This is a genomic window from Marinagarivorans algicola, assembly GCF_001292705.1.
In the GTDB taxonomy this organism is placed as follows: Bacteria; Pseudomonadota; Gammaproteobacteria; order Pseudomonadales; family Cellvibrionaceae; genus Marinagarivorans; species Marinagarivorans algicola.
In genome coordinates, this window is record NZ_LGAK01000009.1 from 134,381 (window position 1) to 149,207 (window position 14,827).

The following is a 14,827-nucleotide window of genomic DNA, read 5'->3' on the forward strand; positions in this document are numbered from 1 at the left end:
TGCATGCCAATTTGGCCTTATCGTGGGGTTTTCTTTACCGACCCATACCGTTGACGGTATTCGCTGGGCGACATACCTGTAATACGCTTAAAAAACCGCTGAAAAGCCGATTTACTATTAAACCCTGCCATAGACAAAATATGGGTGATGGGTGTATTGATATGCTCTGGGCTGATTAGCAGTGCTTTTGCATCGTTCACGCGATAAGTGTTGATAAACTCAAAAAAGTTTTGCTCAAAGTGTTGATTGAGCACAGCTGAGACTTCGCGAGTTGAACGCCCCAGTAAATGCGCAAATTGCTCGGCTGTGATACTGCTCTGTAAATGAGGTTTTTGCTGTACCATCAGGCTTTGAATGCGCTGCGCTAAATCACTGGGTGTTTTTTGCGCATGAGCGTGTGCATCAGGCGCATGAGGCGGGGTCGGTAATGTATGGCTTGGCTCGTCTGCGGGCAGTAGGTTTTTTTTGATCGCATTCAAAGCGCGAGCTAATTGCTGCTGCGCAACAGAAATGTTATAGCCAAAAAGTATGAGTAACAAAACGAAGGCTAAGTAGTTGTTAGCAATACCTAAGCTGTCAATGGATGGAATAACCTGCCAAACATTCACCAATACATGACCAAAGAGCTGACTAAAAAACACCCAGCCCCAGTATCCCGCATAACCCATACACAATACGCTTAACCAATTTGTACCTAAGGCATAATCGTTTGAATAGTAGTTTTGCATGATGATTGAGGCTGAAATAGCCACAGGAATACACGCTAAAGCATAAAGCGTAGGTATGCCTTTCATTAATAGGCATATATCATGAAGAAGCCTATGGTTGTCATTAAGCTCTAAGCCTTTTGCCTGATCCAGACTTATACCAAGTGCCAATATAAGGCCTACCATAAAAAAGGGCGGGACAAGGTGCAGAAGATACCACTTTTGGTGCTGAAAGTGGGTTTTGGTGAGTGCGCAAACATACAAAAATAGAGCGGGACCCTTAAGAAGATTGCTTAAAGTAAAGAGAATAAGTACCGATAGGCTAGCCGCCTGATTGGGTAGCTCGATTTGAGTATTCCATATAAGCAAGCTTGTAACGGAGTGTATAAATACACAAATGAAAAAAATTGTTAAATAACGCCGTGCAACAGGACTTTTTGCGGGAACAATCACTTGCGTAAAAAGCACAAATACTGTAGTGATTGCTGTGCTGACAACAATAAGATCGTGTAAATTAAAAAGTGGCGTTCTGAATAAGTCTTCCATTATGTATATGTCGTTGTTTTGTTTGAGGTTTTTGGGTCCCTATTATGTCTTAGTTAAACATGAGACATCTAGCCAAATCGGTGCTTTTGTGGGCGTGAACCCAATTTTAGGTAAAAGAGTAAACTGGCACGACCTCTTTATCGTTACCCATTACCCTAGCGGGCACAACAGATAAGCTAGGGTTAGATTGATGCAAACCATAAAGAGTACACCAGTAAAGTACGATGCGAGAAAGCTGAGCAATAGCGAGCAAGCCTTATTGAGGCAGATGGCTGTTGAGCGTGTATTGGCCGGCGAGCCCGTCACCGCAGTAACGCGTGCCTATGGTTTGGGCGATAAAACTCTGTACAAGTGGTTGCGTACTTACAAAAATAAAGGCCCTCAAGCGCTGGCGCAAACGGCTAAACAAGGTCGCCGCCGCCAGCTAACAGAAGAGCAGTTGCTACAAGTTATTGACTGGTTGATAGCTGCACCGGGTTACAATTGGTCCCGTGCGCAGCTATTGCAAAAGATAGGGGCTGAATTTGGTGTAACCTGTAGCGCAACGACGCTTGGGCGCTTAATGGCCTCTTGCGGTTTAAGAGCGCCACAATTTAGTGGACCTTATAGTTGCTATATCGCGGGCTGCTGGATCCAGCAAGACGATACACTCATGAAAAGCGTCGTGCGTCGTAAAAAAGCAGAGCGTGTCAGCTTGATACCTGTGGTACTCAACGAACCAAGCGGCCGCGAGCATTGGCAAGGTTGGGCTGCGTTTGGCGCGCGCGGAGGTGTTATGCTGTTCCCTCAAAGTAATTTTTTATCTGCTTTAGTGAGTTTGAATAATACGGGTAGCTCTTATGTGGTTTTGGCCGATAGTGTGCTACTGGGTACGGATGATTGGCTCTCACAAATAGCCAGTTTAAAAAATATTACACTCATGTTAGTCGCGCAGCCTGCACAAGCGCTTGAGGTCGCAGCACCTTCAGTGGAAGACGCGGTGCTCGAGGTTTTTGCTGAAGAAATTTAATAGCATGTTATCACATTAATGCGCCTTGTAAGGTAAAGCGGTATTTAAAGACCTTTCGATGACCCCTGTATCACAGCAATAGAGCCTGATAAGGTTGTGGGGTGAGTGTTACCTGATCGCCAAGCTTAATGTACCCGCCACTGATGACTTTACAACAGACCCCTGCGGTTAATGCCGGGGTCAGTAAAGCCTGTAATCCCTTGATGTGTTGATCCATTTTAACGCAAGGGTTGCATGGCTGGGTAATCTCTAAAACGCATGAGCCTATACGGAGGGTGCTGCCAATATCTGTGGTGTTAAAGATCCTATGACTGATCAACAGGTTTGCTCGGCGGTTTAGCCAGCTAAAGGCATAAGGCGGTAGTGTGGGTTGCAAGACTTTTAACTGGTGACATACCAGCAGCCAGCTTGCTTCACTCAGTATTGTCACTTGCCGCAAAGAAGGCTTGCCGCGCGCATCATGGGCTACACCTTTATCGACTGTGACGACGGCATGGGTGAGTGTTTGCATGGGGGCATGCTGATAAGCACGTACTGCAATACCCCGCAGGCAGGCTTGCATCACCGGATTGCCTGTATCGATAGCTTAGAGCGCCGCGCTCTAACTGTTCTATTTAACCGCATGATGCTTCGCGTGTAAAAACCAGCAACTGGTTGTTTGCTGGCATGGCATTATCTTCAATAAGTGTTAAGCCTACCTGTATGGCTAGCGCGCAAATATCTTCATGATGACGAATGCCTTGCTCGGCATTATTCGTGCGTAGATGCTCATCAAAGCGGGCGTTACTGGGGCTACTAAATTGACCATGGTAATTAAAGGGTCCGTATAAAACAAATAACCCTTTGTGCGCAAGTGAGCGGCTTACGCCATCAAACATTGCCTGCACCGCCTGCCAAGGCATAATGTGGGCAGTATTGGCGGTATAAATCGCATCTACGGGTTTGGGCCAGTCACTGGTAAGCACATCTAACTCAATGGGCCTTATCAGGTTAGCCTGAGGTTGTTCGTCAATCCATGCATTAATGCCCGCATGATTGATCTCCCGGTCCGACGTTTGCCAGCGAATATGTGCCAGCGCTTGAGTAAAAAACACTGCGTGCTGGCCTGTGCCGCTGCCAATTTCTAAAACGCTGTGCGTTTTTTTAAACAAGCGTTGTAGATGCGCCAATATGACGGCTTTATTATTTTCGCAGGCCTGCGAAAAAGGCTTAGTGTGCATAGGCTGCCTTACTCTACCTTACAGTTGCATTAAAAAATGGCAATAATGGGTTTAAGACTGTATATCCAGTGTGAGACCCCATTTTGAGTGCAAAGTGGTCATCACGTGACTGTTTAACTCGACCGAACAAGGGGCCTTGGTACCCTACTGATGATTGATCCTTTGGCATTAGGTATGGGGCCCTACTTTCCTTGTGGGACCCCAAAAAATTCCCCTTAAAAGACGGGTTTATAAAAATAATGGTAATTTAATGAGCAATCTCTCGCTTGCTGCTCACCTGATAAAACAATGCAAATAATACTGGTACCACAATTAAGGTTAATAGTGTAGCAAAGCCCAAGCCAAACATAATAGTGACAGCCATGGGTTGAAAGAATACATCACTCAATAGCGGAATCATACCCAGTATTGTCGTGAGTGCAGCCATCGATACTGGGCGTAAACGACTGAGTGAGGCCATTTGTATCGCTTGGAGCCAAGGTATTTGCTCTTCAGTATTTAGTCGCTTTATTTCTTCGACTAAAACGATGCCGTTTTTGATTTGCATGCCAATTAAACTCAAAACGGCCAGCAGGGCAATAAAGCTAAAAGGCGCTCCGGTCAGTAGTAAGCCATAAGCTACCCCCACAATCGCTAAAGGAACCGTTATCCAAACCACTAAAGTTTGGCGTAGAGAGTTAAACATAAAAATATTAATGACAATCATTACCACAATACCTAAGGGTAAAAAAGCAAAAACCGCAGTATTAGCTTCTTGTTGGTCTTCATATTCACCACCCCATTCTAAGGCGTAGCCAGGTGGCAACGTTAAGGTTTTAATGGCTTGATTTAATTCTGAGTGTAATGCAAAAGCATTACTGTTGATGTCGGGGTCTGCAAGGACTGACAGTGTACGTTTACGGTTGACCCGTTTAATAATAGGGTCTTCCCACTGCACCGAAACATCATTCATAAATTGTCCGATATTAATATATGATTGAGTCACAGGACTGTAAACTTGAATTTGCTTTAATTGATCCACTCCCTTGCGCTCTTCTTGAGGTGGACGCATGAGTATTGGCAAGACTTCTGACCCATCTCTAAAGACACCTACAGTTTGGCCGTTTAAATGTGTCTGCATGGCGGCATCTAAATGAGCTTGGTTAATACCTAAACGGCGCGCAGCAGCCGTATCGATAATAGGGTGCAAGACTTTCGTTCTCTCGCGCCAATCATGCCGTATATTAATAACATTTGTATTTTCTCTAAAAATTTCTATCACTTGATCGCCGAGTATTCTCAATGTATCGGGATCAGGCCCAATGATGCGCGCTTCTATTTTAGCCGCAGAACTAGGACCGATCGCTGGGCGTCTATACAAAGCAAAAGCTTGTGGGTACGAGTGAAGAATTAAATTTTTAGTTTTTTCGATGGCTTCAGTCACCTCATCAAAAGAGTCCATATGAACCAGTAACTGAGCATAGCTGGAGTAGGATTTTTCTGGTTCATACGTGAGCATAAAGCGATCAGCACCACGGCCAATGGTGGCGGTGACTTGACTAACGCCATCCATATTCAATATTTTTTGTTCAAGGCTTTTTATGTCGCTCTCTGTGACTTGAATGCTCGTTCCTTCGGGCAGCCAATAATCCACCATATAAAGAGGTAATGGGCTTTCTGGAAAAAAAGCTTGCTTGACTTTACCAAAGGCGACTAAGGCGGAGAGCAATAACCCAAACATAACGATTAAGGTTGCCCATCGATAGTGTAAACAAATGTTTAAAAATGTACTGTATAGCTGAAACAAGCGACCTTTATAGGGTGTGTCTTGATTGTTGGGTGCTGTTAAGGCTTGCTGTTGAGTACTATTGTTGCGCTCATCGCGCTTAAACATTAAAAAACAAAAAAATGGAGTAATGGTAATGGCCAGTATCCAACTTAAGAGTAATGAGATAAAAAGTACCCAAAATAAACTGCCTGTAAACTCGCCACTAGCATCCGGTGATAGGCCGATAGGCGCAAAAGCCACAATGGCAATAAAAGTGGCTCCGAGTAGTGGCCAGCGAGTATTTGACACAATGGTAACGGCAGATTGTACGCGTGATAACCCACGTTGTAGACTAATCATAATCCCCTCGGTAATGACAATTGCATTATCGACGAGCATGCCTAAAGCAATAATTAAGGCACCTAAAGAAATGCGATGCAATTCAATGTTGTACATGTTCATAACAATGAAAGTGCCTGCAATATTTAATAATAACGTCGCACTCATGATAATGCCTGGCCGCCAGCCCATCGCAAGCATTAATACAATAATGACAATCACAACCGCTTGGGCCAGACTTACCAAAAAGTCATTGACTGACCGCTCAACAAGCTTAGGTTGATTGTAAATAGTATTAATATCCATACCGATCGGGCGAGCATAGTTTAGTGCATTTAATCGTTGGTCAATTAACTCACCAATTTTAACAACATTGACATTTTCTGAAAAAGAAACACCTAGAGTGAGTGCTTGTTTACCGTTAAAGCGATACAGATGAGAGGCTGGATCTTCGTAGCCTTTGTAAATCGTTGCTATGTCACCTAAATAGATTAACTGTTCTTGGGTGCCGCTTAAAAGTAAGCCCGACAGTGTCTCTAGGCCTTGGCTGTCCATAGCAATACTACTGATACGCAAATACTCGCTACCCACAGTAATTTTGCCTGCATCGCTGACTAAGCTTTGGCCTTGTAGCAAGTGTTTAATAGCGTCAATGGATAATCCAGAAGCTGCGAGTTTAGATCGATCTATCTCGATAAAGACTTTTTCGGCGAGGCGCCCACCAGCAGTTACCTTGCCTACGCCATTGATTAATACCAATTCACGACGTAAAAAGTCGGTATAGTAGGCGAGCTCTTCATAGCTATACCCGTCTCCTGTAATGGCCAAAAATACACCATATACATCGCCAAAATCATCATTAATAATAGGTGGGTAGGCGCCTGGGGGTAGCTGTGATTGCATATCGCGAATTTTACGGCGCATTTCATCCCAGATTTGAGCGAGATCATCTTTGCGATAAGTGCTTTTCATTTCGACTTCGACCTGCGATAGGCCGGCAGATGATGTAGATGTTACTCGCTTAACATAGGGCAATTGTTGAATGGCATTTTCAATGGGAAGAGTAATCTCTTCTTCAACCTCTAAGGCAGAGGCACCAGGATATTGTGTAATAACAAGTGCTTGCTTGAGAGTGAAGGCTGGATCTTCTAGTCGGCCTAGGCTCAGAAAAGAAATAACCCCGCCAACGACCAGTAGCACTACTGCCATCCAAGATAGCGTTTTATGACTGATTGCGTTTTCGGCTAAGCTCATAGATTATAGGCCTCGTTCTTGTGTGAAAGGTGTCACTTGAGTGCCTTCTTGTAATCGACTGACTCCGGCGGCTATCACAGAGTCACCAGCTTGAATGCCTGAGTGAATGAATACTTCACTGTTGCTAAGCGTCCCAATTTCTACTTCTGTTTGCTCGATGATCATTTCTTTATTGACTTTCCATAACCATGTTTTGCCGTTTTTTTCAAATACTGCTTCGACAGGTACAAATGCTCCAGTCACTGAAGGTTGAATCAGTATATTACTTAAATCGAGGTGCACAGTAACGGCCATGCCGGGCAGTACTTGAAAAGCTTGTATTTGCGGCATCGTTAGGACGACGCTGTAAGAGCGTGTTTGTTGGTCGGGTACCGATTCAAATTCTTTAAAGCAAGCGGTGTAGTCGCTGGAGGGGTATGCATTAAAATGTACTTTGGCGCAAAACCCACTAGGATCTTCGATAGGTTTAATGCGACCCAATAGACTCTCTGGGATATTGAAACGGATATCTAAGCTATCGCTGTTATGGAATTGCATAATGACATCATTTGCGCGTACTGATTGAAAGTTCTCGACAGAAACATGAGCAACAAGACCATCAAAAGGGGCTTTGAGGTGGGTATATTTCAAGTTGTCGCGCGCTGAGGCAAGAGCTGCCTCAGCGCCTTTGAGGTTGGCGGCGGCTTCATCTAAATCAGATGGGCTGACATATTTTTGATTAAAAAGTGTTTTAATTTTTTCGTATTGAGACAGTGCAAAATCAAATTTTGCTTGTTTGTCATCGACTGCATTTTGATATTCAGCATCATCGAGTACACCCAATGTATCGCCTTGCTTAAAATGCATTCCTGATTTCGCCGTCAGTGATGTCAGTTGGCCGCTGACGCGGAAAGCTAAGTCAGATTTTTTTGATGCTTCAACGGTGCCAGGATAAATGCGCTGGGTAGCGGCATTAGCACTTTTAGCGGTCACAATTTTAGCCGGCCTGATGGGGGTATCATTGGAGGTGACGGCATTATCTTGGCTGCAACTTGCGATAAAAACCAAGCATAAACATAGGATGGCTATGCAGTAAGGTTGCGGCGTGGTTGGAGTGACAAAATGCGGGCTTAACTTTGTATGATTAAAAAGTCGGCTTATTTTTAGCATGTTATGTGTTGTCTCGCGTTGCGGTTGCAAATACTAGTTAATGGTTTGTATTAGATGCCGAGCCTAAGGATCATGGTATTATCACTGTAGAGCATTTTAAATAAGCATGAGTGTAATATCGCGTACGGCGGGGCGTTATGGGTTACATTGCTCATTATTGAAAAGCAATTAAATACATCTGCGGTACTAACAGATGTGAGGGGTTGTGTTTCATGCGGGGTGGGCTCCGGCAGAGCGCGATGTATATTATCTTTTATACGCAGCTCTGAATCTAATCATTGCGTAGCGCAATGCAATTTAATGTAGTTGGAGCGCGCGGTGAGTTTTATTATAGCTGTCATTATATCTGCGAACACAGATAAGTTTGTTAACTGATCGAATGCGCACTATAGGGTATTTTAATTTTAGCGGCAACGAGAAATACTGCTTGGTATTAAAATCAAAGCACAACTGCTTAGGGCCTGTTGCACAAGCGCTTCGCTCTTTTAAAATAATAAAACAGCGAAGCACAAAGTAGCGGTGCTAAGCTGCTTAATTAGCAGACTGCTGTTGAGCACCATCATAGCGTTATTTTTTGTACAATATTTTTCAGCTATGCATTAATCTTTTATTGTTTTAATCAGTACGACTCCGCCTTGCGCGCTTAATTGCTTTATTGGTATAGGAATTTCAGTGGGTTTATTGCTTGCTGGGGTGAGTGTACCAGCATCAATTAAATCGCCCCCGCTTAATGGGTTAAACCATTGCACACTAACCGTACCATTAAAATGACTTAAATCGAGTGTGGTTGTGGCTGTTTGAGCAGTAGCTGTTTGGGGAATAAAAGCGACCAGTAGTTTGCCAGGTTGTTCGGCGGCGAGCGCGCCCGTTGGGCTGAGTACTTTAGCGTGTGCCGGTGTCGTTGCCCACCAAGGAATATGCTGCGTGTAAAAAGTGTGCGCAATGCGCGTGTATTGCCATAAATCATGGCGTAGGCGTAGATTTTCGGCGGTGAGGTCATTTTCTTGTGTTTTTGCTCCAAAATACCATTCAATACCCGCCGCTCCAGCCAAGAGTGAACCCCAGAGCACATCTTTAATTAATGCAGGGTGTTGAGGGGTTTCTTGGTCGCTAGCGGCGCCGGTATACCACGGACCAATTTCATCCATAGTAATTAACCATGGGTGGCCTGCAGCTTGCGATTTTTGCTTCCATGCTTGAATAGTGTGGGCGGTTTTTGTGGGGTCAGCTTCTTGCAACGATAAACCATCTAAATGCTCATCCCCTAAAAGTGCTGTGAGTAAATCGGTACGGTTTAAATCTTCTGAATGAGTATGCAAAAGCACGGGATGCTTATAAGGATCATTACGTTTAATGAATTTGGCCATAGCTTTACGTTGTGCATCGTTTTGTGCGGGTGGTGACCATTCGGCTGGGCCATTTTCTTCACCCAAGTTCCATACTAAGCCTAAGTGATGACCAAAGCGTGCAATCATTTCGCGGTAATATAATTGGCGTAAAGGGCCTGTATCGCCATCATCTAATAGGCGCTCGTTTTCGGTTTCTTGAGTCACTAAGTGCAATAAAATACCCTTGGCCTGCATATGCTGAAATAGTTGCTCCCATTGTGCAAGGCGGCTTACATCGAAGCGCTCAAATTGTGTGGGCGCGGTGTAAGGCCATACATCGTTGCCGTCGCCATTAATGTTCATAGTTAAAAAATAACTGGCGTTCATGCCTTGCGCACTCAGGTAATTAAACAGGCCAACCAAGCCTTTACCTTGGCCGTCTTTCCAGACTAAATCACCGGTTTGCCAGTCTTGTATGTGTGGCGTGAACTGATGTAGTTGTGTATTGGCTTTAGCCTCGCCTTCGCGGTTACTCGCTTGTAGGCGGTAGGTGCCATCAAAGCCTTGATAGGCAAGTAAATTCTCGGGGCTATTGCTGCCCGCTTTTAGCCAATAGCGTTCGGTGGCCGCAAAATAAAACTGACTGTCTTTAATACCCAAACGCCCATAAGCGCGAAAATCCGGTGCCTCTTTATCACTGCGTGTCACATTAAATTGCCCTTGGGGGTGTTCAAGGGCAATTGCAGTACCTTGTACATCATCATTCGCTAAGGCAATATTATTACCGTGCTCTAAAGTGGCTTGATATTTCCATTGCCCCATGCTGGGAGGAGTGAATTTAACTTGCCAAATATTACCACTAGTGGCTGAGGTTTTTGCGGCTTTGCCGTCAGCAGCATAAAACCCGCGTATGCGAATATGAGTGTCACCATTGGTAAAATCAACACGCAAGCGGTAGTTTAAAAAGGGGTTGTCTTGAGCCTGCTCAGAGGTGTCAGGCCCGGTGAAATTTAGGGTATGGGTATGCCACTGTTGTATCGTCGGTGTTGGTGCCACTACGCGTGTGGCAGGGGGTTGCGTTGATGTGATTGCACTGTGAGGTTGTATAGGCGGCAGTGCTAAACGCTCGATACTGGTGAGCTCTGGGCCGCCGCCGCGCTTGCCTGCACCCGAGGCCATATAAGCATAACCATCAACAATTGCAACGCCGGTACCGTGGCGGCCTTGTTTAAGGTTGGCCCAGCGGGACCACGTTTGTGTGGCGGTGTTGTACGCTTGTGTTTCGGCAAAGGCGGGTTCTTGGGTGTCGCTTTCGCCACCTACAATGACCACATTATCACCCCAATTAAAAGCGGCATTGCCAGCGCGCAAAGTGGGCAGTTTAAGCGTGTTGGTGACAGGCTCCCAAGCCGCTTTAGCAAAATCATAGACATTACCGTGAGCAATGGTGAGTGCCATATCTTGTTCAGTCGCTTTGGAGGTGGTGCGCCCAGCCAGTGCATAAAGTTTATTGTTAGCCACAACGGCTTGGAAGTGGTCGCGTGCATTAGGGGCATCATCAAGGGTTTGCCACTGGCCAGTTGTAGGATCATACCTATCTAGCCAAGGCTTGTAGCCGTTCATGTGGCCGTTAACAATACCGCCCACAATATAAATTTTACCGTCATGCAAGACTGCACCTGCACCACCGCGACGCCTGTGCTCAGGAATAGTATGGGTAAATTGATATTCATCGCGTTTAGGGTAGTAAACCAGCACTTTATCGAGTGGGGTTTCATGCGGCCAGCTGCCAGTCATTGCCCCCACGATATAAATAGCATCACCCTTCACGACGGGTTGAAAGTGATGTATTTCTACAGGTGGCTTGGACTTTTGTGTCCAGCTGGCGGTGGCAATATCAAAAACGTCGGTCGGGTTTATACGTCTCCCACCCATTAAGTATAATTGCTGACCATAGGCTGCAAAGGCCGCTTCATGGCGGGCGGTGGGCTGGCCTGTTGCTGCGATATTTTGCCATTGCGAATGACCAGGCTTCAGTGGTGAGCAGGCCGTAAGAGTAAAAATAAAGCCTACTAGAGAAACTCTAATGGCTTTGTATATATTACGCATAGCGAAGTAACCTTGGGATAAAATGGACGTTGGGTCATGGGTGCTTAGCGTACGTCGCCTGCATTAAGGTGATATACGTTTGTACCAGTATACATCCTGCCATAGTTGTACCGCTAAAAGTGCGTGAGCTGTAGCAGTATTGGATTTTATCTGGATATTATCCAATACTGCATAAAAATAGAATACAGTGCGGATTTTTGTGAGTCATTGTTAATGAGTAACTATTCAGTCAGTCTGATCAGTCAGTCTGAAAAAATTCACCTGATAGGGCACTGATGAGTTATTTTCTGGGCATTTAAGCGCCGGGCCTTGCAGTGAAAGCAAGGCTAGACAGTACAGAGCAAACTGTCGAGCGTGCTTATATGGCGCCCATAAATGGCTTGAGCGGCTCAGGCAATGATTCATTAGTGTCCAATTTGGTGCCTCTGAATAGTGACGTTAATTATTAATGGAAGAGCACGCATGCGGTGATAAATAGTGACCCAATCACTGAATAACCACTAAAATGTTTGGCTGCTATTCACTCTGCCTGTTATGTGATTACTCTACTTGCTGGTGTGATGTCGCTGGAGCATAATACTGGCATTATGCTCCCCTTTGCTATTACTTGTAGTCGACTACTTCAACCTCAATATTATCGTTGGTCTTAAAGTAAAAGCGGCGCCCTGGCTCGTAATTGGCATGGTTAATGGGGGTGAGGCCTTCATCTTGCACGCGACGCTCGACATCATCTAGGTCGCTCACTATTAGGCATATATGGTTAAGGCCGTTTATTTGATAGTAGGTGTCAGTGATTGCATTGCTTTTTTTAGGGTTTTCGTAAAGCGCCAAATAACTCCCTTTACCACCGACATGAATTGTTCGCCCTCCGTGAATGGAGTCACCTTGCCAGCGAACCTTCCAGTCAAATAATCGACAAAAAAGTGCTGCACTTTGTTGTACCGAATGTACGGTAATATTGGCGTGCTCTAATATAGCTTCAGGCATAGTCTTTTCCTCGTTAGATGTTGCCATCAATAATAAAACCTCAAGTTAACTTGAGATCAAGCGTTTTTTTCATTAATGTAGCCTTATGAAAAAAGACACCTTAATGAGTATTGGACAAGTGGCTGAGCGTACTGGCGCTGCAGTTTCGGCTATTCGATTTTACGCTGATGAGCAATTATTGCCCGTCAACAGAACGACGGGCGGACGGCGATTATTTGAGCGCTCGGTGATTCGTCGAGTATCGTTTATTCTCATATCGCAGCAATTAGGTTACTCGCTATCCCATATTAAGCAGGTATTAGCTTCACTGCCCAATGAGCGAACACCCACCAAAGCCGATTGGGAGAAGCTAAGTCGTGGCTTTGCGAAAGATATCGATCAAAAAGTAGCGCAGTTACAAACGCTCAAAGCATCCCTGTCTACCTGTATCGGCTGCGGCTGCTTATCATTGCAAAAATGTAGACTGTATAACCCTGATGACAAAATCAATCAGCGAGGCTCAGGACCGCGATACTTGTTGGGCGATAGCGCCGTTGACCTTGAAGAAATGTAGCGTGGACTATAGTCCGTACTGAGAAATGAGTGACTATCATTAATCGTGAGGCGAGCTTGCTATATAGACTGTTACAGGTCCAATAATCGATATCAGCTCAGGATATCTATTATTTACTTGGCCTCCTATCAATAAATTTTCTGGTTGTCATACCCCATATGGGTCGTTTGGCGCTTAGGATTTTGACATAAAAGTGTCACATTAATGTCAAAAAACTTTTATATATGTACTGCACAATATTATCTTAATTATTGATTTCACATTTTTAGATAATATTAGGTTGAATATGAAAGTGATCAAAAAAGGTTTGTCGATCATGATTGCGAGCATAGTATCTCCGCTAGCCTTCTCAGCGGTGACACCAGAAGCTCAAAAAAATAATGATTGGTATAAAGAAGGGCAAGCCAAAATAGTTGAAAAATTACAGCAAGCCCGACCCACAAAAGCAAAAAATGTTATTTTATTTGTGGGTGATGGTATGGGCGTCTCTACATTAACCGCCGCGCGTATATTAAAAGGTCAGTTAGCTGGGAAATCGGGTGAAGAAGGCTATCTAAGTTTTGAGACATTTCCTTATTCAGCACTTGTGAAAACCTACAATGTGGATGCGCAGACCCCCGATTCAGCCGGTACTATGACAGCCATGATGAGCGGTCTAAAAACCGATGCCGGTGTGCTGGGTGTTAATGAAGATGTTGAGCGCGGTAAGTGTGCCTCGGTGAAGGGTAATGAGGTGATAACCGCGTTGGAATTGGCTGAAATCAAAGGCTTATCAACAGGCCTGTTATCGACGGCGCGTATTACCCACGCTACACCAGCGGCAGCTTATGCCAAATCGGCAGATCGTAACTGGGAAGATATCTCGGATATGAAAATTGACGATCATGCAGAGCGTGCCGACTGTGAAGATATTGCCTTGCAATTGGTTAATTTTGAAAAAAATCTTGAGCAGCGTTATGCCGGTGTTGATGTGGATGGTATTGATGTTGTGATGGGTGGCGGTCGTCGTCACTTTTTACCTAAGGATAAGGCTTTTAATAGTATCGATGCTGTGAGTGATATTGAGGGCGATCGTACCGATAGCCGCAATTTAGTTGCTGAGTGGAGCGCGCTCTATCCTAATGGCCAATATATTATGGACCAGACAGGCTTTGATGCGATTGATACCGAAAAAACCGAACGACTATTCGGCTTATTTAATGAGTCGCATATGCAGTACGAAGCCGACAGAACCAATGATGTTGCAGGTGAGCCCAGCCTGTCACAAATGACGACCACTGCGATTCAGATTCTTGATAACAACGAAAAGGGTTATTTTTTAACAGTTGAATCTGGTCGTATTGATCATGGTCATCATGCCGGTAGTGCTAGTACCGCATTACATGATGCGATTGAATTTTCGAATGCTGTACAGGCTGCGCTAGATGCAACCAATGATGAAGAAACCTTAATTATTGTAACTGCTGATCACAGCCATGTGTTTACTATTGCTGGCTATCCTAAACGTGGCAACCCTATTCTTGGAAAAGTGGTTGGCATTGGTGCCACAGAGCCTAGTAAAGCATTAGATGGTAACCCGTATACGACACTGGGTTATAGCAACGGCCTTGGTTTTAGAGATTTAGGTGCCGAAACGAACGCGGATGCTATTTATTCATTGGATGCTGTAGTCGGTAGGCAGGATATGACCGACATTGATACAACAGCGGCGGGTTATCACCAAGAGGCTACGGTGCCATTAGGTAGTGAAACACATGCTGGTGAAGATGTCGCTATTCACACCTCAGGCCCTGGGGCACACTTTATTCAAGGTACTGTTGAGCAAAGTGTTGTGTTCCATTTGATTGATCGCGCTCTTGGTTTAGTTGGTCAATAGGCC

Annotated in this window: 10 protein-coding genes; 3 read left to right on the forward strand and 7 right to left on the reverse strand. The window is 44.8% G+C overall.

All coding sequences use genetic code 11. The features are described 5' to 3' along the window. Window positions 1–17 precede the first annotated feature (17 nt). Complete coding sequence (locus AC438_RS03865; RefSeq protein WP_162230693.1) at window positions 18–878, reverse strand: AraC family transcriptional regulator; 861 nt, start codon at window positions 876–878, stop codon at window positions 18–20. Window positions 879–1,443: 565 nt separating this feature from the next. Here AC438_RS03865 and AC438_RS03870 point away from each other — a divergent pair. Further along, the gene (locus tag AC438_RS03870) at window positions 1,444–2,262 is read left to right on the forward strand and encodes a helix-turn-helix domain-containing protein (protein ID WP_053979952.1); all 819 of its coding nucleotides are present in this window, start codon (window positions 1,444–1,446) and stop codon (window positions 2,260–2,262) included. A 70-nt stretch (window positions 2,263–2,332) separates the two neighbouring features. Here AC438_RS03870 and AC438_RS03875 read toward each other — a convergent pair whose 3' ends face one another. The 6 genes from AC438_RS03875 to AC438_RS03900 form a co-directional block, all read right to left on the reverse strand. After that, the gene (locus AC438_RS03875) at window positions 2,333–2,824 is read right to left on the reverse strand and encodes an MOSC domain-containing protein (protein WP_053979953.1); all 492 of its coding nucleotides are present in this window, start codon (window positions 2,822–2,824) and stop codon (window positions 2,333–2,335) included. A gap of 52 nt (window positions 2,825–2,876) precedes the next feature. Next, complete coding sequence (locus AC438_RS03880) at window positions 2,877–3,482, reverse strand: DUF938 domain-containing protein (RefSeq protein WP_053979954.1); 606 nt, start codon at window positions 3,480–3,482, stop codon at window positions 2,877–2,879. A 247-nt stretch (window positions 3,483–3,729) separates the two neighbouring features. Then, the gene (locus AC438_RS03885; RefSeq protein WP_053979955.1) at window positions 3,730–6,822 is read right to left on the reverse strand and encodes an efflux RND transporter permease subunit; all 3,093 of its coding nucleotides are present in this window, start codon (window positions 6,820–6,822) and stop codon (window positions 3,730–3,732) included. A gap of 3 nt (window positions 6,823–6,825) precedes the next feature. Next, window positions 6,826–7,971 carry an efflux RND transporter periplasmic adaptor subunit gene (locus AC438_RS03890; RefSeq protein ID WP_156316989.1) on the reverse strand — a complete coding sequence of 382 codons (1,146 nt, stop codon included), beginning with the start codon at window positions 7,969–7,971 and terminating at the stop codon, window positions 6,826–6,828. A gap of 599 nt (window positions 7,972–8,570) precedes the next feature. Further along, window positions 8,571–11,408 (reverse strand): Kelch repeat-containing protein, encoded by a 2,838-nt coding sequence (locus AC438_RS03895; RefSeq protein WP_053979957.1) that lies wholly within the window; start codon window positions 11,406–11,408, stop codon window positions 8,571–8,573. 603 nt (window positions 11,409–12,011) lie between these two features. Next, window positions 12,012–12,395: a VOC family protein gene (locus AC438_RS03900; RefSeq protein ID WP_053979958.1), complete on the reverse strand. Its 384-nt coding sequence runs from the start codon at window positions 12,393–12,395 to the stop codon at window positions 12,012–12,014. A gap of 85 nt (window positions 12,396–12,480) precedes the next feature. Here AC438_RS03900 and soxR point away from each other — a divergent pair, with 85 nt between their 5' ends. Both soxR and AC438_RS03910 read left to right on the forward strand, forming a co-directional pair. Next, complete coding sequence (gene soxR, locus AC438_RS03905) at window positions 12,481–12,948, forward strand: redox-sensitive transcriptional activator SoxR (protein WP_053979959.1); 468 nt, start codon at window positions 12,481–12,483, stop codon at window positions 12,946–12,948. A 286-nt stretch (window positions 12,949–13,234) separates the two neighbouring features. Next, window positions 13,235–14,824: an alkaline phosphatase gene (locus tag AC438_RS03910; protein ID WP_053979960.1), complete on the forward strand. Its 1,590-nt coding sequence runs from the start codon at window positions 13,235–13,237 to the stop codon at window positions 14,822–14,824. The last annotated feature ends 3 nt before the right edge of the window (window positions 14,825–14,827 follow it).

Excerpts from the sequence above, each read along its gene's own strand:
- AC438_RS03900 (WP_053979958.1), bottom strand. The coding sequence starts at position 12,395 with ATGCCTGAAGCTATATTAGAGCACGCCAATATTACCGTACATTCGGTA.
- AC438_RS03910 (WP_053979960.1), top strand. The coding sequence starts at position 13,235 with ATGAAAGTGATCAAAAAAGGTTTGTCGATCATGATTGCGAGCATAGTA.
- AC438_RS03880 (WP_053979954.1), bottom strand. The coding sequence starts at position 3,482 with ATGCACACTAAGCCTTTTTCGCAGGCCTGCGAAAATAATAAAGCCGTC.
- soxR (WP_053979959.1), top strand. The coding sequence starts at position 12,481 with ATGAAAAAAGACACCTTAATGAGTATTGGACAAGTGGCTGAGCGTACT.
- AC438_RS03890 (WP_156316989.1), bottom strand. The coding sequence starts at position 7,971 with ATGCTAAAAATAAGCCGACTTTTTAATCATACAAAGTTAAGCCCGCAT.
- AC438_RS03870 (WP_053979952.1), top strand. The coding sequence starts at position 1,444 with ATGCAAACCATAAAGAGTACACCAGTAAAGTACGATGCGAGAAAGCTG.
- AC438_RS03885 (WP_053979955.1), bottom strand. The coding sequence starts at position 6,822 with ATGAGCTTAGCCGAAAACGCAATCAGTCATAAAACGCTATCTTGGATG.
- AC438_RS03875 (WP_053979953.1), bottom strand. The coding sequence starts at position 2,824 with ATGCAAGCCTGCCTGCGGGGTATTGCAGTACGTGCTTATCAGCATGCC.
- AC438_RS03895 (WP_053979957.1), bottom strand. The coding sequence starts at position 11,408 with ATGCGTAATATATACAAAGCCATTAGAGTTTCTCTAGTAGGCTTTATT.